The 19322-nt window shown below is 41.0% G+C and carries 15 protein-coding genes and 1 pseudogene; 10 read left to right on the forward strand and 6 right to left on the reverse strand.

Annotation, left to right across the window (positions count from 1 at the left end):
- Positions 1 to 82: 82 nt before the first annotated feature.
- The gene (locus tag V7K46_RS07310; protein ID WP_335111904.1) at positions 83 to 445 is read right to left on the reverse strand and encodes a hypothetical protein; all 363 of its coding nucleotides are present in this window, start codon (positions 443 to 445) and stop codon (positions 83 to 85) included.
- A gap of 149 nt (positions 446 to 594) precedes the next feature.
- Positions 595 to 1587, reverse strand: coding sequence for an ROK family protein (locus V7K46_RS07315; protein WP_335111905.1), 993 nt, complete (start codon positions 1585 to 1587; stop codon positions 595 to 597).
- 111 nt (positions 1588 to 1698) lie between these two features.
- Here V7K46_RS07315 and V7K46_RS07320 point away from each other — a divergent pair, with 111 nt between their 5' ends.
- Complete coding sequence (locus V7K46_RS07320) at positions 1699 to 1920, forward strand: hypothetical protein (protein WP_335111906.1); 222 nt, start codon at positions 1699 to 1701, stop codon at positions 1918 to 1920.
- A gap of 18 nt (positions 1921 to 1938) precedes the next feature.
- Here V7K46_RS07320 and V7K46_RS07325 read toward each other — a convergent pair whose 3' ends face one another.
- The gene (locus V7K46_RS07325; RefSeq protein ID WP_335111954.1) at positions 1939 to 2691 is read right to left on the reverse strand and encodes a Mut7-C RNAse domain-containing protein; all 753 of its coding nucleotides are present in this window, start codon (positions 2689 to 2691) and stop codon (positions 1939 to 1941) included.
- Between the two features lie 1106 nt (positions 2692 to 3797).
- Between V7K46_RS07325 and V7K46_RS07330 the strand changes: the two genes are divergently transcribed.
- Complete coding sequence (locus V7K46_RS07330) at positions 3798 to 4775, forward strand: sucrase ferredoxin (protein WP_335111907.1); 978 nt, start codon at positions 3798 to 3800, stop codon at positions 4773 to 4775.
- A 223-nt stretch (positions 4776 to 4998) separates the two neighbouring features.
- Here the strand turns inward: V7K46_RS07330 and V7K46_RS07335 are convergent, their stop codons facing one another.
- The gene (locus tag V7K46_RS07335; protein WP_335111955.1) at positions 4999 to 6594 is read right to left on the reverse strand and encodes a helix-turn-helix domain-containing protein; all 1596 of its coding nucleotides are present in this window, start codon (positions 6592 to 6594) and stop codon (positions 4999 to 5001) included.
- A 1066-nt stretch (positions 6595 to 7660) separates the two neighbouring features.
- Between V7K46_RS07335 and fdxB the strand changes: the two genes are divergently transcribed.
- The 7 genes from fdxB (at position 7661) to V7K46_RS07370 (ending at position 14169) form a co-directional block, all read left to right on the forward strand.
- Positions 7661 to 7954: a ferredoxin III, nif-specific gene (gene fdxB, locus V7K46_RS07340; protein ID WP_335111908.1), complete on the forward strand. Its 294-nt coding sequence runs from the start codon at positions 7661 to 7663 to the stop codon at positions 7952 to 7954.
- 491 nt (positions 7955 to 8445) lie between these two features.
- Entirely contained in the window at positions 8446 to 9426 is a 981-nt protein-coding gene (locus V7K46_RS07345) for a cytochrome c oxidase subunit II (protein ID WP_335111909.1), read from the forward strand.
- A 57-nt stretch (positions 9427 to 9483) separates the two neighbouring features.
- Positions 9484 to 11172, forward strand: coding sequence for a cytochrome c oxidase subunit I (gene ctaD / locus V7K46_RS07350; RefSeq protein WP_335111910.1), 1689 nt, complete (start codon positions 9484 to 9486; stop codon positions 11170 to 11172).
- 426 nt (positions 11173 to 11598) lie between these two features.
- Complete coding sequence (locus V7K46_RS07355; protein ID WP_335111956.1) at positions 11599 to 12198, forward strand: cytochrome c oxidase subunit 3; 600 nt, start codon at positions 11599 to 11601, stop codon at positions 12196 to 12198.
- Positions 12199 to 12270: 72 nt separating this feature from the next.
- The gene (locus V7K46_RS07360) at positions 12271 to 12756 is read left to right on the forward strand and encodes a hypothetical protein (protein ID WP_335111911.1); all 486 of its coding nucleotides are present in this window, start codon (positions 12271 to 12273) and stop codon (positions 12754 to 12756) included.
- A gap of 203 nt (positions 12757 to 12959) precedes the next feature.
- On the forward strand, positions 12960 to 13571 hold the full coding sequence (locus V7K46_RS07365) for a cupin (protein ID WP_335111912.1): 612 nt from the start codon (positions 12960 to 12962) through the stop codon (positions 13569 to 13571).
- Positions 13572 to 13641: 70 nt separating this feature from the next.
- Positions 13642 to 14169, forward strand: a complete 528-nt coding sequence (locus tag V7K46_RS07370) for a nitrogenase-associated protein (RefSeq protein WP_335111913.1) — start codon at positions 13642 to 13644, stop codon at positions 14167 to 14169.
- A 367-nt stretch (positions 14170 to 14536) separates the two neighbouring features.
- On the opposite strand, the gene V7K46_RS07375 is transcribed toward V7K46_RS07370, so the two are convergent.
- Positions 14537 to 16885: a cytochrome-c peroxidase gene (locus V7K46_RS07375; RefSeq protein ID WP_335111914.1), complete on the reverse strand. Its 2349-nt coding sequence runs from the start codon at positions 16883 to 16885 to the stop codon at positions 14537 to 14539.
- 245 nt (positions 16886 to 17130) lie between these two features.
- Between V7K46_RS07375 and V7K46_RS31965 the strand changes: the two are divergent.
- Positions 17131 to 17277 (forward strand): annotated as a pseudogene (locus V7K46_RS31965) (IS982 family transposase); the annotation flags it as partial.
- A gap of 198 nt (positions 17278 to 17475) precedes the next feature.
- Here V7K46_RS31965 and cysK read toward each other — a convergent pair.
- On the reverse strand, positions 17476 to 18435 hold the full coding sequence (cysK, locus tag V7K46_RS07380; RefSeq protein ID WP_335111915.1) for a cysteine synthase A: 960 nt from the start codon (positions 18433 to 18435) through the stop codon (positions 17476 to 17478).
- Positions 18436 to 19322 lie beyond the last annotated feature (887 nt).

Below are 19322 nucleotides of genomic sequence, written 5' to 3' on the forward strand. Positions count from 1 at the left end.
ACATCTATCTATATCGCTACGAATTAATGCAAAGCTGTACTAAGTTGTGTATGCCGAACCATTGTCAACTTGGATTGGATGGTTATACGGGTGCTTGCTCAATTTGTTTCAGTAACTCCGCCTCAGATAGCACACTCTCACGAAATCTATTGTCTGTCAACGCTTTTTCAATTCCAGGGAACACTCCCCAACGGCTGTCCCAGTGTTTAACCATTGCCCTAACATCGTCTAATGTGTATAAGGGAGACATAAAATTTTCAACTTTCAGTCCTTTAGTTTTTCTGGACTTTGCCCAAGCTTGACAAAAGGCTCTGTTGAAATCATGGCCATGAATCCCCCTATGAGTTGATCTCAAAGCATTTTCACACCATGCAAAGTGATAGGGCTTATCTACTAAAAGCTCTGCAAAGCCTTCAAGTACTTTTATACAAAGGCGTTTTTCCACTCCTGCCAGAAGTCCAAGAAAAGATAATTCAGATGTGTTGTATTCAACGCAACTAAAATAAAGTTATTCAATGATTTCTTGAATAATTTCTCGTTCAGCCATAAAATTTTGTAGAAACTGTAGCTGCATTAAATATTTTACAGCAGATGTCAGACTAACATAGAAGCGATCGCCACAGCCCCCCACAAAGGCGCATCATCACCTAGTACCGCCGGCACAATTTCAAAATCAATTTCCGGCAAAGCTGTCTCCCGCGCCACTTGACGCATCACCTGCCAGAAATCCTCCCCCGCCTTCGTTACACCGCCTCCCAACACAAAGCGCTGTGGATTCATCAGGTTCGCCACATTACCAATACCTACACCCAGCGCCCAAGCCGCCTCGTGCAAAACTTCCTTAGCCAAATCATCCCCAGCCACCGCAGCTTCACTTACCAATTGCCCTGTCAATAATGTTAAATTATCCCCCACCAAACCCCTCAAAACTTCCCCATCTCTGAGTCCTTTGCGCCTCTGCGGTACCCTCCGGGAAGCCGCTGGTGCGTCTACGTTATCCAAAATTTCCCTAGCATTTTGCGCCATATAAGGCCCAGAAGCCAAACGTTCCACACATCCCCGCTTGCCACATAAGCAAACTGGCCCAGCAGGATCTACAACCATGTGTCCAATTTCGCCAGCCATTCCACCAGCACCCCGCCAAGGTTTACCGTTGAGTATCCAACCACCACCCACACCAGTGCTGACAGTGATGTAAAACAAACTATCGTATCCCTGTCCCGCACCAAAACGATGTTCTCCCAAAGCAGCAACGTTAGCATCGTTGTCCACGCCCACAAAAATACCAAACTCCTCCTCCAACAACGCTTTGAGGGGAATGTTTTCCCATCCAGCGACATGATGAGATAGTCGCACCGTCCCCGTAGAAGCGTCTACTGGCCCACCAAAGCTGACACCGATCGCAGCAGGTTTTGTGTCTTCCAGCAAAGAGTAAATGAGCGATCGCATAATTTCCAAGTCAGTACTAGCATTTGCATTCGCTGGCGAGAGACGACGTTCATAACGCAACCACTTTCTAGAACCGATATTTACCAATGCTGCCGCCAGCTTAGTTCCGCCAAAATCGAGAGCTAAAATTAATGTCATAGTTTTTAATACCTCTTTTGAATTATTACAATACGTGGTTTATTTCTCAAGAAAGATGTTTGCAAGCAAAAGAAATTCAACACTAAAGAAAACTAGATCATTTAGCAACTTATGACTCCCGATCAACCCAATCCACTTATAGATTTCTCTCACGCCAAAGAACCTCCTCGCTCTCTTGATACGAATAAAGCTCAAGAAGCAGATCCCATTGAACCAGACGAAGTTAGTGGACAGAGTAAGCAAAACCCCACTCCTGATGATTTTAATCGCCAAGATGAAGATCCCAGAATTGGGGGTAGTCAAATAATTAGTGGCAATATTTCAGCTGGTTAAATAATTGCCATTACTAAGTTACTCACCTCTTTGGGAGTTAAGTACTCCATCAATAAACTGTTGTAATCGTTCATAATGCGAACCTTTCCAATAAATGCGATCGCAGTCTTGACAACGCTGGAATTGATCAATCTGCGATCGGACATTTTCTGGCACTTGGTCAATGATCGATTGCTTATCTACAGATTCTAATAACCCATTGCAACGCAAACACCGTTTAAATGGTGAGATTAATTTAAACAAGTCGAAGCGTTGCAGTACTTCTATGATTTGTTGTTGAGGGTTAGTGTTTCTAACGTAATACCCATGCGTTACCAAACTACGCATCAATAGACCTTTATCACGAGTCAAGAGAATCCGCGCTTGGCTGGAGGATATTTGGGCTAAATTTTCATCCTCATAGTCATTGCGGTATAAAGTATCAAAGCCTAAAAGTCGTAGAGATGTCGCTAGTTTACCTAAATGAATATCTAAAACAAAACGGATAATATTGAGCGGTTTTGGTAGAACCGAAACGCTTGGTATAATAACACCCCTAGCTGAAATTGGATAAACATTAATTGTATCTCCATCCGAAACTATGTAAGAAAAATTTACATATTCACCATTAACATTTATAAAATTAACTTCTGGATGAGGGACACCCAAAGACTCAATCATGTCCTTAATTGAGGCTTTCTCCTCAAAAAAATGGGAGATTCTCACTTGCTTGTGATGCCGTGGTAAAAAATGATTCAATTCTGCATGAAAATAGAAATATGCGATCGCCATAGCCAGAGATATTTGGATTAGTAGGGTAGCACAGGTGTGTACCCCTACTGGCAACAATTTTTCACAATTGCTAAACTTTATCTATTGTATTGAAAGAATCAATGCTTACTCAAGTGAGCTATCTCCACTATAAAATGCCTGTTAACCTTGATTTAACTAACCTTCTAAAGGCGACAAAGTATAAAGAAATTATAAAGATTCTCAAATACTTGCATTTATTATTGAGTTCAGTTACAGTCAAAGCAGATGGATATAATCAAACCCTGACATGAGCTTCAGGAAGTTAGATTAGGTAAAAGTGTAAAATAACAGGTTTGTTAATGTTGATGTCAGTGACGCTGCTAATAATTAGTCACTAGTTTTGAACATTAATTTATGAGGCATGAAGTACGGGGCACTAAAGCATTTACCCCTAACTTAATTGTTTTTATTTTTTCTCAAATAATTGAGAATAATTTGCAATATAGATATATCGATAAATAGATTAAAAGGAGAAGTGGGAAAAAGTTTTAAAACATTTTTGGGCTGCCAAAGGATACTATTTTTGTCATGCATTATAGCATCTATCTTTAGGAATATATTCATCACAAAAACAGGAGAAAATTAGAGATTTATGTGTAAAAACAGGCACTTTAACTTGCTATGTAGATAATTTCAGCAAAACTTCAGATAACTATATTGCTATAGGAATATTTTTGATTGTAATATCAGCTACATCGATATTATAAGCGAGTTTATTGCCTATTACTCTCCAAGGGATTGCACAAAATTGAACACATTTGATTTTGGGAAAGAAACCAAGTTCAGTAAAGCCGAGTTTCAACAAGTGAAAATTTATAAAATACCAAATAGCAATAAAACTACATACAAAATTAACACTGCTCATACGGAAAAATCTATCTTGACACTGTTTATCTTTATTGTGGAGAATTTATTAACCGGAAAGACCTTGAGCAATAATGATGTTATTAAGTGGCTACCTAGTTTTAATTAGGAAATCAATATTGTTCTTTTTTATCTCCTTTAGCTAAGGGTATTGTAGCTAAGAACATAATTGTATTTTGTAATACCTTTTGTCCAGAAAATATGCTAATGAGTACAGCGAGATGAATACTTTTTTTTGTTCTGACCATTCACAGCAAGCGGGAGAAGATGTTATTGGTAGCGCCACTAATTATCAAACTTATATTTTAGTTGAATGTCCTTTACCTTGGACATCAGAAGCCTTTAATTCCAAATGGGTGCCTGAGAATTTGAGGATTTTGGTAAAGGAAGTGAAGCGTGCTAAACTACCGATTAGATTCCTCTTAATTGCTAATGATGTATCACACAAAGTAAACTACACTACGCTTTTGATTTATCAAAAAGAAGAGGGGCTAAGTAATGGATACCATAAGCAAGAGTTTAAGCTAGCAAATATTGAGCAAGTAGCAGCAGTTGTCCAAAAATGGTTATGGGGTATCAATTCTAATTCTGAGGTAGAAACCAGTGCAACTAAAGATATTTTAGTGTGTACCCACGGTAGCCATGATAAGTGCTGTGCTAGATATGGCGCTCCCTTTTATTTCAATATTACAGCGAGTAATCCTGATTTGTGCTTGGACAAAGTGCGAGTTTGGAAATCATCGCACTTTGGTGGACATCGGTTTGCACCAACAGTCATAGACTTGCCAGAAGGAAGATACTATGGTCGTATCGATCAAGATTCATTTAGAGCAATTTTGACTCGCACTGGCGATATTCAATGCTTAAATAAAGTCTATCGAGGCTGGGGAATTCTGCCTGCTGCACTTCAGATTTTGGAAAGAGAACTAATCCTCTGCAATGGATGGGATTGGTTTAACTACAAAGTTGCAGGCAAAATTTTGGAGCAAAGTTTAGACAATAATACTATTCTGGGTGAGCTAAGTTTTGAACAACCTTCTGGTTCTCTTTACACTTACCAGGCTAAACTTGTAAAAGATGAAACTAAGACTCAACAACTGAAAAGTTCATGCAATGCTACACAAGAGTTGGTCGTCACTAAATATGCTGTAGCTAGTCTTTGGCTTAGTTCTAGTAAGGTGATGAGTTATAGTGCATAAAAAGCTAGGGGTATGCATCTACCTAATTTGTAATTTGTAATTTGTAATGACGCTCTCGATGAGACGCTGCGTGTAACTTACTTCCCCGTAGTGGTACGCAGACTCGCTAACGTAATTAAGAAAGTCAGTCAGATTTCATCTGGGTTTCCAGGCTTGTATCTGTAGTCTGATTTTGGAAAATTAGTATAACTCCTCACTTAAAAGCCAAATTCCAAATCCAAAATCAAGATTGAGCCATATTTAGCACTTTTCGTAATAGTACTTGGTCTTCTAATTTGGCTTTTAAACGACCATTTTCAATATCTCGAATCCAGCTTTGGCTTTTACCTGTAAGCTTTGCCAACTCTCTCTGGGAGAGATTCAAACTTTTTCGCGCCTGCAAAATCTGTTCACCCAACAAATCGTTTGTAGCTTTGGGCTTCCTTTTGGCTTTAGCAGTTCTTGTTTTCTTTTTTTCTGATTCTGAGATTTGCTGTTCCCACTCTGGTGGGAGTTCAAAAGCCAAAATCCGCGCATTCATGAGCAGATTCCATTTACCACGGGGGCCTGTGTCTGTGAGGCGAGTTTCAGCACCACCGTCATTAGTCCAAAATTCTAATGCTTCATCTGGATCTTCAGGAAGATCAACTAACTTTGCCCACAAAGGTTGAATTTCTAGTGGGTAAGTAACTGGGTCGAAAAGTGGTTTCATTCCATAATGATTGAGAATTTCCAAATCGCTTTCAAAAGTTCGCAGTAGACGTTTGCGTTCTTCCCGTTGTCTGGATGCAAGGGCGACTTTTTCTTCACCGTAAGCAATACGCAGCAAGGTAGGAATAGTAATGCGTTGTTCTTTGCCCATTTTGGTTTTAAACAGCAACCACAGCATTAGTCGGACTGCACCTTCATGTTGCTGCCAAATGCTCATGACTGTGGTAAGCAGCGTTTTGGGGAGAGTACCGTATTGATAGAATGCAGTTCGCTCTTTACATGCTTGTTTGTTTAAGAAATATTGTGCCCATACGCCTGCTTTGACTTTAAAAGTTAGCCCAATCAGATATTTACATCCAAGATTGTCTTCTTGAAAGTGGTGCTGAATATCCACTAAGTGCCATAAGCGGCTGTTTGTAACAGAGAATCCGTTAATTCGACCTTGTTGGGGCCAGTCAATGGAGATGATCAAAGAGCAAGCTTGCTGAACGATATTTTTCATTAAAGCTAGCTTGGCAGCTTTGCTCAAGTCTTTGCGTTTCTCCATCCCCAAATATTTCTCAATTTGTCGCTCATCGATCGCAAATTCTTGCTCCCAAGGTTGCTCTAAGGCTGTAGCATAAGCTGCAAAAATTAGATGTATGCAAGCGGCTCTGATGTCAAGCCCCTCAACTGCTGCTATATCTGTGGCTTTGTCGTTAACTTTAAATGGATCTTGAATGTGAAAAGCGATCGCACCTCTACCTTGGTTTACTTGTCGGCTGTAACATAGATAGCCGTCTTCATCAGTTTCCCAATGCAGCGATGTGCGTTGTGCCAATACATTACACGCTTCCCAAATTGCGATCGCTGAAGCAAATGGATTATTCTTACCGTTAGAAAACAAGTCTAAGCTGGTAGCATCTCTTGGTTCAACTTTGCATCTTCCCTTTTTCGCCTGCCAAGGAATGGGAGAATTCGTTGGACAAGCTATTACACATTGCGGTTCTGAATAATAGCCCTCACAATTATTACAAAGACCAGGATCAACCCAGTATTCATTGTCCTCTATTCTGATTGCACCCGTAGGACATTGGGGGCGGCAGTTGTCACATCCAACGCAACTGTTGTTAGGAATTGTATAAGGCATTTGGCTCTTTTCCCACTCTAATCGTTGAGATGTCTGGCTCAGGTCTCCCCTGGATGAGTCCTGTTTATTCATGACTCGCTACCACATTGTCTTTATGGTGAGAATAATCTTTTCTCACCACATTCACTCCCCACATCCATATTTTTACTTCACATCCAATTGGAAGCTATTTAAGGCTTTTAAACCGAGCCTGAGAATACTTCTTTATTAACTATACATTTCATGAAAATAATGATTAATTTGTTCGTGTCGAGCCTAGAAAAATATCTTAACATTTATTTAATTACGTATTTAATGAACATTTTAGCTTTAACCATAAAGTATTTTTAGGACATATCTAAGCCTGTAAAAATTGGAATTGATCGGATTTATTAATAATTTTAATATTTAATGCATGATACTATTCTGCCATCAAATTTACAGTTTCTTCATAAATAGATTATATTTCTTCATGTAAAAACTAGTATTTATTTTGTCATCATTTATCTAAATAATTGAATCAAAAGTAAATTGAAAATTGTTGCTTTATCAAATACATATTGCAGATATCAAATTGTAACTAATGAACATCTAAAATTGTATATTTATATACTATTCTTATATATTTATTTGTCTAAATATAAAAATTGTTGAAAAAGAATATTATCAATCTTGTAGATATAGTTATATTTCCTGTAAATAATAAAACTGCATCTACACGAGGCTTTACCCACTGAGGTAGGTTTCAAACCCTCGATTCATCCTTCTGGAGTTAATCTGCTCTACATGGAAATGTCTGATTAGGGTCTGCTACCTCAAGTTAGATATTGAGTTATAGACTTGATGAATACGTTCATCTGCTTTGCATAGAAACGAGTAAAACTGCTATAGATACTAAAGACTTATAATAATTATTGGCAATAATTTTCATCTATTCTCTGAAAAAAAGTAATTTATCATTGTGTTCAAAATCATCGAAATTTAATGAGATAAAAGTAAATTTTGAATATTAAAAAATAAAATATTAGGATAATATGATGATTAATGCACAAACAGATTGATAGGCAAAAAGGCCGAGGATTTATTCATGGCGCAACTAACAGGTTTGACATTTGGCGGCAAGACTTGGACACCAAAATTTGCTCAAGAAATTGACAAAGAAAAATGTATCGGCTGTGGCAGATGCGTTAAAGTATGCGGGTACAATGTGCTAGGTTTGAAGGCACTGAATGAAGAAGGCGAATTTGTAGAAGATGAAGATGAAGAAGAAGTTGAACGGAAAGTAATGGCAGTTACTTCTCCAGAGAACTGTATTGGTTGTGAAGCGTGTTCACGGATTTGTCCGAAGAACTGCTACACCCATGTTGAATTAAAGAATTAAGGTTTTTGGAGTTAGTCAAAATTGTTGTTAATTCAAGGAGGCACTGTTTGTAGAAAGCGCAAATAGGCTAGGCAAGGTAACTTGAGGGGAATACTAAATATTTACCGGAACTAATAAATAGTTCACAGGAAACAAATCCGTAAATCACAAAATGTCAGCTATTAACAAATTTAAACTTGCTGCTAATATAGCCTAATCAATATTAGGTCTAACAGTGCCCTCTTGGAACAACTAGCTTTTATGAAAGCAGGGGGCTAACTTTTTCATAGGAGTTGAAATATAATTTGTAATTTTATGGGGGAAAGATATGGAAAAAATCTGGAAGTTTCCCCCTTTTTTTATGGCTGCACGTTAGAAAGTTAATAAGTGAAAAGGGAATAGGGAATGGGGAATAGGGAATAGGGAATGGGGAATAGATAAGGATGCCCAGCGCCTAAATACCTAATACCAGAAAATCACACCTTTAAAGACTGTTTACACAGGTAGCATGTATGGAACAAGTTCCTGTTTCACTATGGACTCTGGTTGCTGGGATAGTAGTTACAGCAATCAGTATTTGGATTGGTCAGAATCACACTCTGATGCCGGTGCAAGCATCGTTACAAGCGCCTTTGGTAGACGGTTTTTTCAACGTCATGTTTACCATTGCGATCGCACTCTTCTTGGTGGTTGAAGGAACAATTGTAGTTTTTTTGATTCAGTTTCGTCACCGTCGGGGTGACGATACCGATGGCGTGCCAATAGAAGGTAACTTGCCCTTAGAAGTCTTTTGGACAGCAATTCCAACAGTGATTGTCCTCCTCTTGGGCATCTACAGTGTAGATGTTTTTAACCGAATGGGAGGCTTTGATCCTGCGGGTCATCCTCATTCGGCAGCTCATGTTGCTCAGATGCCGGGGAGTGCGATAGCTGCTACATTAAGCGATACCTCTGAAGCAACAATTGCCCCAACAATTGGTATCGGTGCGTCTCCTCAAACCCTAAACAAACCAGCCGATTTAGTTGTTGATGTCAAAGGCATACAGTACGCCTGGTTATTTAACTACCCTGATAGTGGCATTACCTCTGGGGAATTGCACATACCCGTTGGTGCTGATGTGCAACTCAACCTTTCTGCACAAGATGTAATTCACTCATTCTGGGTACCAAACTTCCGCCTGAAGCAAGATGCACTTCCTGGTATCCCGACTGAACTACGATTTGTCGCCACCAAACCAGGTACATATCCCGTAGTTTGTGCTGAGTTGTGCGGTGGTTATCACGGTTCAATGCGGACACAGGTAATTGTCCACACACCAGAAGAATATAAAAGCTGGCGGACAGAAAACCAGATTGCTCAAAAGGAAAACTTAAATCAAGTCGTTGCAGTTAATCCAGCCGACTTATCAACATCAGAGTTTCTCGCGCCCCACACCCATGATATGGGAATTAGTGCAGCAACTCTAGAGTCAGTAGTCATGAGACGCGATTAATCGCGTCTGTACAAGAGTCAAAAGTTTGACCCTGGACTTTGCATAACGGGAAAAAATATGACGCAGGTAGAATTTCCACGGAATACTCCACCAGAAGAAAATAAACCGAAAATGGTGGCTGGCCACACCTCTCATCCGCAGGCGTGGAAATGGCAAGACTATTTTACATTTAATGTTGACCACAAAGTTATTGGTATCCAATACCTAGTAACGGCGTTCGTGTTCTATCTCATCGGCGGACTGATGGCGATCGCTTTGCGGGTCGAATTAGCAACACCAGAGGCAGACGTACTCGACCCCAATCTGTATAACGCTTTCATGACCAATCACGGGACGATTATGATCTTCCTGTGGATTGTCCCTAGCGCCATTGGGGGATTTGGTAACTTTTTGGTGCCGTTGATGGTCGGTGCTAGGGATATGGCTTTCCCGAAGCTGAATGCGATCGCCTTTTGGTTAAATCCACCAGCAGGGGCGCTGATATTAGGTAGTTTCATCTTTGGCGGTTCGCAATCGGGTTGGACAGCTTACCCACCCTTGAGTTTGGTGACAGCACCAATCGCTCAAACTATGTGGATACTTGCGATCGTTTTGGTGGGAACTTCCTCAATTTTGGGTTCGCTGAACTTTGTGATCACCATTTTGATGATGAAGGTTCCTAGCATGAAATGGGATCAAGTGCCCTTGTTTTGCTGGGCAATCTTGGCAACCTCCCTGCTAGCACTTCTCTCCACACCTGTATTAGCAGCCGGTTTAATTCTGCTGTTGTTTGACCTCAATTTTGGTACTTCCTTCTTTAAACCAGATGCAGGCGGTAACGTTGTAATTTATCAACACTTATTCTGGTTTTATTCTCACCCGGCAGTATATTTAATGATTCTGCCCATCTTCGGCATTATGTCCGAGGTAATTCCAGTTCACTCCCGCAAGCCAATCTTTGGTTATAAAGCGATCGCTTATTCTAGTGTAGCAATCTGCGCTGTCGGTCTGTTCGTCTGGGTACACCACATGTTTACCAGTGGCACACCTGGTTGGATGCGGATGTTCTTCACCATCTCCACTCTTATAGTTGCAGTTCCCACAGGCGTGAAGATTTTTGCCTGGGTTGCTACTCTCTGGGGTGGTAAAATCCGCTTCACCAGCGCGATGCTTTTCGCCATTGGCTTATTGTCCATGTTTGTCATGGGCGGCTTAAGCGGTGTGACGATGGGAACAGCCCCTTTTGATATTCACATCCACGACACATATTATGTTGTCGGACATTTCCACTACGTTCTGTTTGGCGGTTCCGTGTTTGGTATTTACGCCGGCATTTATCACTGGTTCCCCAAAATGACCGGACGAATGCTGAATGAAAGCTTGGGACGGATTCATTTCGCCCTCACTTTCATCGGCACTAATCTGACCTTTTTACCCATGCACGAGTTGGGTTTGCAAGGAATGCCGCGACGAGTGGCAATGTATGACCCCCAATTTATCGACCTCAATAAAATTTGTACCTATGGTTCAATTGTTTTGGGGATATCGGTAATTCCCTTTGCCATCAATATTATCTATAGTTGGCTAAAGGGGCCCTTGGCAGGTGATAATCCTTGGCAAGCTTTGACCTTAGAATGGACAACTAGCTCACCACCTGCAATTGAAAACTGGGAAGTGTTGCCGGTTGTAACTCATGGGCCTTATGACTACGGTCATGGTCACAGTAATCAAATACAGCCATCTGCAACGCCGGAAGCTACTGCTTAGTTAGTAGAGTGAGTGATGCGATCGCACTCAAGGTGACTGCAATTTCTAGTCATTTGATTTGAGAACTCGAAACTCCAAGCTTGGAACCCAAAACTTCAAGCTTGGAACACGAACGCCCGAATTCAATAAACGAACGCCCGAATTCAATAAACGAACGCCCGAATTCAATAAACGAACACCCGAATTCAATAAACGAACACCCGAATTCAATAAACGAACGCCCGAATTCAATAAACGAACGCCCGAATTCAATAAACGAACGCCCGAATTCAATAAACGAAACTCGGAATTTTCAAAATTCCTGAACAAGTCAAGGTTTGGCTAAACAAGGATTTTGGATAAAGAATGGAAATTTTGCTGGTTCAGACTTCATTCTTTATTCAAGGTTCCACAACAGACACAGTGGATAATATTGTCAATAAATCTATGACTATAGCTACAACGACGAGCGAAGATCACAGTGTAGGACACGAAGAACATCCAGATTTAAGAGTTTGGGGACTGTTAACATTCCTCGCCTCTGAATCCCTGATGTTTGGGGGATTTTTTGCCACTTATTTGTTTTTTAGAGGTACTACAGCCGTTTGGCCTCCAGAAGGGAGTGAAGTAGAACTACTTGTACCGACAATTAACACCATTATTCTGGTGTCCAGTAGTTTCGTTATTCACTTCGGTGATTCGGCGATTAAAAAGAATGATGTCAAGGGAATGCAACTGTGGTATGGAATTACTGCAATCATGGGTGCAATTTTCTTGGGTGGTCAGGTTTATGAGTACTCAACATTAGGATACGGACTGACTACCAACGTTTTCGCTAACTGCTTTTATATCATGACTGGGTTCCACGGTTTGCACGTTTTTGTGGGACTGTTATTGATATTACGTGTATTGTGGCGATCGCGCCGTTCCGGTGAGTATTCTGCAACCAATCATACTTTCATCGAAATGACAGAAATTTACTGGCACTTCGTAGACATTATCTGGATTGTTCTGTTTACCCTAGTGTACGTTCTGACTCTGTTTTAACAAAAGTTAGGAGTTAGAAATTATAAACTTCTAACTCCTCACTCCTCACTCCTCACTCTCAAAGAGATTATTATGCAACTTGATGCAAACAAATTATCATGGTTTCAGGTTCCAGAGGACATCAAAAATTTATTAATTTTAGCTGCACAAAACTGGGATAATACATCAGAATCGGAAAAGTATATTCAACAAGCTTTAGCCGAAACTGGTGAAAATACAGATGTCTTGGTAGCAGCATATAGATATTTCTATTATAAAAATAATTATTCTCTTGCTTTGCAAACAACAGCTAAATTATTAGATAAAATTAAAGAACAAGAGAAATTTCCTGATGACTGGGAGCAACTTAAGCCTATATTAGTCAATCGCAAAGAAGACCCACAAATCCGATTGTACTTAAATGCTTATGCTGCTTCTGGATTAGTACTAGCAAATTTAGGAGAAATTGAGCAAGCAAAAGAAATCAGCACCAAAGTCAAAGAAATAGACGAAAAGAATGATTTCGGAGCCGGAATTCTCCTAGATATTTTGACACGTCCAGCAGAAGAAGATGATTAATTAGTCAAGAATCAAGGTGATACAATCATGAACAATTGGTTATCTACTACATCGTATTCCTCTTACTCCTTCTTGGGAGCGGGTACTAATAGTAACTCTATCATTCCTTCTATTAACGTACCTACTAAACTTGACGTAGGCAGTGTTCCTAATGTCTCTCCAATCATTGTCCTCCAATCTTATCGGCTATCATTTTAAAAGTTATGAAAGGTAAGGATTGGCTGCTAACGGGGGACGGTCAGCATCAAGCCTGCAAATCTGTGAGAGCATGGGATTTATTGAGAGAAAATTACCGCCTTTATCGGTTTTTAACTGAGGTGGAAGATGTTCTCAATAGCGTTGACGATCAAGCCAGTCGTCTACCAGAACTTCAGATGCTCGTAAGGCGCTTGATAGTAAATTCTTACTGGGTACAAAGTCAGTATTTAGAGCCTTCGCCCAAAACGGGAACCTCTGTTTCACTCCTATACGATGAATTGGGTTTTCCGTTGACAGTGCAAACAGTAACATTTGCACCAGGAACCCGTTCAACCATTCATAATCATGGAACATGGGGAATAGTGGCGGTGTTAAAAGGTCAAGAAAAAAATACTTTTTGGCAACGCACCCATAGCCCAGAATTTCAGGACAAAATTGAACAGACGGGAGAGTTAACTCTATTTCCAGGAGACATTATTAGCTTTACTCCTGATGCAATTCACTGTGTAGAAGCAATGGGTGATGAACCAACCGTGACTTTTAATGTCTACGGCGAAACCGATCCGAATGAAAGATTTGAGTTTGATCCGGTTAAATATAGTGCTAAAAACTTTTAGCACCATCTGATAGGGGCGCATAGCTGCGCGCCCCCAAAAACGAATTGTATTTCACTAAGAGGTAGTTAATATGGCAAGAGTAATTTTCTATAGTAAACCAGGCTGTCAAGGTGGTACTAAGCAAAAAGTTTTGCTAACAGCTGCTGGTCATGAGGTGGTAGCATACGACCTGTTAACAGAACCTTGGACAGTTGAGCGGTTGCGTTCATTTTTTGGCGATCGCCCCGTAGCCGAATGGTTTAATCCTTCCTCCCCAAAGATAAAATCGGGTGAAATAGTTCCTGAAAAAACTGATGCAGAAACCGCTTTGCAGTTGATGTTGAGAGAGCCACTGTTAATTCGCCGTCCTTTATTAGAAATAGGCGATGCCTCCGGCGGGCAAAGCCTACGCCGCGAGGTAGGATTCGATATACAAAAGATTGATGCTTGGATTGGCTTAAAGCCTGCGGACGAATCCTTGCAGGAAATGAGCGAAAATCTGATGAAGCAAGATTTGCAAAACTGCTCCCACAGTCATGATCAGCCTAAGAAACAAGGAGACTGTAATCACGGTCACGGTTCTCAACAACACCAAAAGCAAGGCAGCTGCAACCATTAGTACAGCGTTTTTGCAGTGATGTAATCTAGTTAAAACCTGAGTTATTGAGCTTGAGATGCAACAATGCTCCCAAGTCTCAACATCCAACTTTGGAGTGAATTAGTATTTGCAACATTTAAGGCAAAAATATACTTATTTTTGCCTCAAATGTTACAAAGCTAAACTTGCATGGGCATATTAAGAATGCTTATATTGTAAGAAAAAACAATGACAGATCACGTAAAGGTTTCTCAGTAAATAAGAAAATGGGAAGCGATCGCTTAATCTCTATTATAAACTCCAAAAAACAACCCCTGCATTTATACAGGGGTTGTGCAAGTTTATTGCCAAAATCATTACTGATTACCGACTAGGGAACACTATCAAGTTAATACTCTATTGAAGTTGCTAAGAAATTTGGAGTGCCTTTGCCACCATTTTGACCAACAGCAGGGATTTCCAGTAAGCTATCTGTAGCTTTGCCAGTGCCGTCGTCGGTAACGTAGGTAGAGTCACCCGGATGTCCATTGGGAACGAACAGTTGCGGATGGTCAAAAGGCGCTTTCTCATAACGGACTCGCTCATCAGTAAGTGCTTTCAGGAAAGCTACCAGCGCTTGTTTGTCTTCTGGCTTCAAGCCCAGCGGCCCAAGAAAGCCTAAGTCCCCGCCCCGATTGTAAAAATCAATCACTTGTTCTAAGGTCGCCTGACCTCCATTGTGGAAGTAAGGGGCAGTCAGTTCCACATTGCGAAGTCCAGGTGCTTTGAAAGCTCCGTCTGCAATCACAGATTCAGTAGAATTCAACGGTGGATTCAAGGTTGGGGGCTTCTCGCCTAAGAGAGCCTCAAATTTTCCCTGCTGGGCTAATCGTGCCTCCGAGAGCGGATTATTATCATTTGAACCGTCATTACCACCCAAACCAGGGTCGTCTGCGTCGGGTCTGACGCCGATCCTGAAAAAGCCAGTATCTTCGGGGGGCTTCGTCGTTGGAGGGAATGGCGCACGTGCGATTCGTCCTCTTTGAGCTACGCTGCTCACTGAAGCCAATGTCAATTCTGATCCTCCGTGACAGGCAATGCACCCATTACCCTGGAAAAGGTTCCATCCCTTCTGTTGCTGGTCAGCCAAGGGGTAAATCTTTGGATTACTTAAGAACTTATCAAAAGGTGTATTGTCAGACACCAGTGTTGACTCATACGCTTGAATTGCCAGTCCAAAGTAGAGCGAGAAGTTGTACTCCATCAGGGTGTACTCGTTGGTCTTCAAGAAGCGCTGTGGCTTGCGGACAAAGGTTCGCTCCCCTGTATCTTGATTAATTCTGACGATTATATTGGATTGCCACCACTCCGACTTAAAGGCATCTTTGATTAAGGCCTCATAGGACTTGTTCAGACCTTTTTTGGCAGACTTGGCAGACGATTTAGTCAAAGACCCTAACACGCTGTCATCATAAGCCACAATCTGTTTAGCAAGGGGCTGTAAGGCAAGTAGCTTCTTACCAAGCTTCCTGCCAAACCTTTTTAAAGGCTTGGGATCTTTTGGTGCTAAAGTTTTTTTACTTTGTTTCTCTGGGTCTGACGTAAGCTGGGTGTCAATAACCTGACCTTTGCTGTCAGACACGGTAACCTTATCCTCTGTTTCGGACAGATCAGCCCTCAAAGGGGCAATGATAACGGTGTTTTCACCCGCTGTCTCAAACGCATTGAGCGGTGGACCTACGGCTTGTGAAGCCAAAGACGAATTATTTAGCTTGACTTGCACATCTTCTAACCGCCTCGGCTTGGTTGCTTTCAAAACGTAAGCATTAGGGTCTCTCAACCCCAAAGGACTTACACCGTTGAAGTTGTTCTGAGCTAGTCCATTCCAGAAGTTACGAAAGTTGAACACTGCGTTGATCACCGTCGGTGAATTGCGAGGTGTTACCCGGCGGACGTTTGTACCGTTTACATTGAAGACATCATCTTTCTCAAACGTCACTTTATCCTTGTCACTGCCAGGAACAACGTCTTGAAATTTTGCCCGGAAGACTCCCTCTGAGCCAGTAACATCATTAGTGTCAAAGACAACGTTCGAGGTTCTGTCATTCGGGTCTGCTAGCTTATGGAATGGGTAATCTAATGCTGTCAGCTGGTTGTTTGGGCCGCCTCCATTAGTGAAGGTGGTGAAGGTTGTGTCCACCAGACCTGGGTTAATCTGGTTTTTGGATCTGCTATCTGCTCCGGCATGAAAGTGACAACTAGCACAAGACTGGATACCATCAAAGCCAAGCTGCATATCCCAGAAAAGAGACTTTCCTAGTGCGATCGCAGCTTTTTCGTCCTTGACAAATTCCGCTAAATTCGTTGGTTTTGGAACACCTACCTTTGAGAGCGGAACTAGCCCGCCAGTTGTTACCTGTGCTGATACAGTATTTCCAGCTATTACTGCCGCTATGATCACAACAGCAATTGTTGTAGTTTTTGACAATTTTGATACCAGTCGGCTACTATGACCAGAGTTAAATCTCCATCCTCTGCGTTTGATGTCAAAGGAGAAATTAGACAGCGAAACTACTTTATGATCAGACTTATGATAGTCAAATAGTGGTAGTTTGAGTTTGTCAACTAAGCTCTGAATCGCTTGCTTAACCTTTGTTACCGCCGATTTGAGCAAAAATCGACCTCTTGAGGTTAGTAGTAAGTAGATTGGTAAGCTTGTAAAAAGCACTACCAAAATAATTATGGCTGTAATTACCATGATATTTGCGTTATAAAAAGCGCCTCATAGATTCTACAGCGTAGAATGACTTATAATTTATACCCACACAGGAATTAGCAAATTCTTTAAAGAAGAATTCAGAAAACAGCATAAAATTCACAATTATAGACTTCTTACAAAAAAGTTTTGTAGTATACTGTTAGTTTTAATAAATTTTAGACAACTGAAGTAGCTGAAGGTCATAGTTATAAATTCCTGCAATTAAGTAGCAGCGCAATACAAAACTTTTAGAACACTCTCGCGATCGTAGTGCATTTAACTTTTTAGTTAACTTGATGGCTGGTTTTGCTGCTTATACCTATTTGCCTAAAAAATCTTTGATTGAGATTTACCCAAAAGATTTGCCTGCACTGCCTCCTGACGTTTTTTAGTTCCGTCGAACTCACGTTAAAATACGGGTGCGATCGCTGCGACAAAAGCTGGAATGCTTGGAGTATGGCTTGACCTTCGCAGATGCCTGCGCTATTAGCAAAGCTAACAAGCGCAACCACCTGAGGAAGCATCAGCAGGAGATGAAACAGACAGGTGAGGATCATTACTCTACTGTCTGGCTTATCCTCCTTATCTATTTAACGGACGCTAGCAGTTTCTAAAGACAAATCTTGAAACATGGGTGTGCTGAGGTAACGTTCTCCAAAGGAAGGCTGAATCATCACGATTAAACGTCCGGCATTTTCTTTTCGTTTACCGACTTGAATTGCGGCGCACAAAGCTGCACCAGATGAGATCCCAGACAATAAGCCTTCTTCTTTTGCTAAACGTCGCCCATAGGCGATCGCTTGTTCATCGCTGACTCTAATTACTTCATCGACTAATTCTAGACGGAGAACATCTGGGATAAATCCGGCACCAATACCTTGAATTTTATGTGGCCCGGCTTCACCGCCAGAGAGGACTGGGCTGTTGCTGGGTTCAATTGCGATCGCCTGAAAAGTCTGCTTGCGCTGTTTGATTACTTCTGCAATACCAGTAATTGTCCCACCAGTACCTACCCCAGCAATAACGATATCCACTTCCCCGTCTGTATCTGCCCAAATTTCTTCTGCGGTGGTTTCTTGGTGAACTTTGGGATTAGCAGGGTTGCGGAACTGTTGCAGCATAAAAGCATTGGGAGTATTAGCCACAATTTCTTCGGCTTTGCGAATAGCTCCCCGCATCCCCTCAGCACCTGGTGTCAATTCTAAAGACGCACCATAAGCTCTGAGCATAGCTCGTCGTTCTTGGCTCATCGTCTCTGGCATTGTCAAAATCAAACGGTAGCCACGCGCCGCTGCTACCATCGCTAGAGCAATTCCTGTATTACCTGAGGTAGGCTCTACTAAAATGGTTTTTCCAGGGAAAATTGAGCCGGCTGCTTCTGCTGAGAGTACCATACTTAACCCAATGCGGTCTTTCACCGAAGCCGCTGGGTTCATTCCTTCTAATTTGACAACTATTCTTGCTACTACTCCCTCAGCTTGAGGAATCTTGTTCAGTTGAACTAAAGGAGTTCGTCCGATAAGTTCTGTTACATCTTGAGCAATTCGCATTATTTAACTCCTAAAATCCTAAATCTAAGTACAGAGTATTTACTTATAACAATAAGCTTTTGTGTATTTAATTTTTAGTTTAGTGTCCATGAGTGCATATACTATGTATTCTAACTCAACCACAAAAAATGAAAGTTTAGGAAGAACTTTTATCCGATGTTCCCATTGATTCTAACTTCAGCAGAGGTCTGGCAAGCCATACTTCTATTTTACCATTTGGAATTGCTGACTATTGCCTCTTGGGCTGAAATTCAATTTCTCTAATTCTGTATATATAATTTTTACCATTTTCTATTTGTTATGGAAATATAATTTGCTTTCAAAACATTTAATTGTTTTTCCTAATTTATTAGTCTATCTTTATCAAGAGACATTGATATTTGATTTTGAGTGCAGGTTTTGTTTGCTCAAAATTGCATCAAAAACAGTCCTTAACCTTTGCTTACATTGCTTTGAGGTTGAGTGCAGAAATACCAGAACCCCACCTCATAAATACTAGAACCCCGTCCTAAAAACACTAGCACCCATACCCCAATAAATTTTTCTAAGACTTATCAGATGGGAATTTCAAGCTTTGAGTACTATTCTAATAAATTTAATAATCTTAACGGGGCTAGAGTAAACTGTTTTGTGGAGAGCGGCTGATATAAATCGTATAGGATTTACGCAGAGATTCCCCTCTACCCCCCAACATTCCTGAGCGAAAGCTTAGTGAACTAGGGGGGACTTCTTAATCTCTCTTTTGAGAGTAGGATGAAACCATATTCTTTGAATCTGAGTGCGTTATTGATGACTGAATAATCCTACATTTTGTAAAAAGGTTGGTAACTTTTTAGTGGTCAGTGGTCAGTGGTAATTAGACAAATAACTGGCCACTAATGATTGTA

It is taken from the genome of Nostoc sp. (assembly GCF_036917395.1).
In the GTDB taxonomy this organism is placed as follows: Bacteria; Cyanobacteriota; Cyanobacteriia; order Cyanobacteriales; family Nostocaceae; genus Nostoc.

Coding starts and splice junctions, on each gene's coding strand:
- V7K46_RS07315 (WP_335111905.1), bottom strand. CDS start 1,587: ATGACATTAATTTTAGCTCTCGATTTTGGCGGAACTAAGCTGGCGGCA.
- V7K46_RS07320 (WP_335111906.1), top strand. CDS start 1,699: ATGACTCCCGATCAACCCAATCCACTTATAGATTTCTCTCACGCCAAA.
- V7K46_RS07325 (WP_335111954.1), bottom strand. CDS start 2,691: ATGGCGATCGCATATTTCTATTTTCATGCAGAATTGAATCATTTTTTA.
- V7K46_RS07330 (WP_335111907.1), top strand. CDS start 3,798: ATGAATACTTTTTTTTGTTCTGACCATTCACAGCAAGCGGGAGAAGAT.
- V7K46_RS07335 (WP_335111955.1), bottom strand. CDS start 6,594: ATGCCTTATACAATTCCTAACAACAGTTGCGTTGGATGTGACAACTGC.
- fdxB (WP_335111908.1), top strand. CDS start 7,661: ATGGCGCAACTAACAGGTTTGACATTTGGCGGCAAGACTTGGACACCA.
- V7K46_RS07345 (WP_335111909.1), top strand. CDS start 8,446: ATGGAACAAGTTCCTGTTTCACTATGGACTCTGGTTGCTGGGATAGTA.
- ctaD (WP_335111910.1), top strand. CDS start 9,484: ATGACGCAGGTAGAATTTCCACGGAATACTCCACCAGAAGAAAATAAA.
- V7K46_RS07355 (WP_335111956.1), top strand. CDS start 11,599: ATGACTATAGCTACAACGACGAGCGAAGATCACAGTGTAGGACACGAA.
- V7K46_RS07360 (WP_335111911.1), top strand. CDS start 12,271: ATGCAACTTGATGCAAACAAATTATCATGGTTTCAGGTTCCAGAGGAC.
- V7K46_RS07365 (WP_335111912.1), top strand. CDS start 12,960: ATGAAAGGTAAGGATTGGCTGCTAACGGGGGACGGTCAGCATCAAGCC.
- V7K46_RS07370 (WP_335111913.1), top strand. CDS start 13,642: ATGGCAAGAGTAATTTTCTATAGTAAACCAGGCTGTCAAGGTGGTACT.
- V7K46_RS07375 (WP_335111914.1), bottom strand. CDS start 16,885: ATGGTAATTACAGCCATAATTATTTTGGTAGTGCTTTTTACAAGCTTA.
- cysK (WP_335111915.1), bottom strand. CDS start 18,435: ATGCGAATTGCTCAAGATGTAACAGAACTTATCGGACGAACTCCTTTA.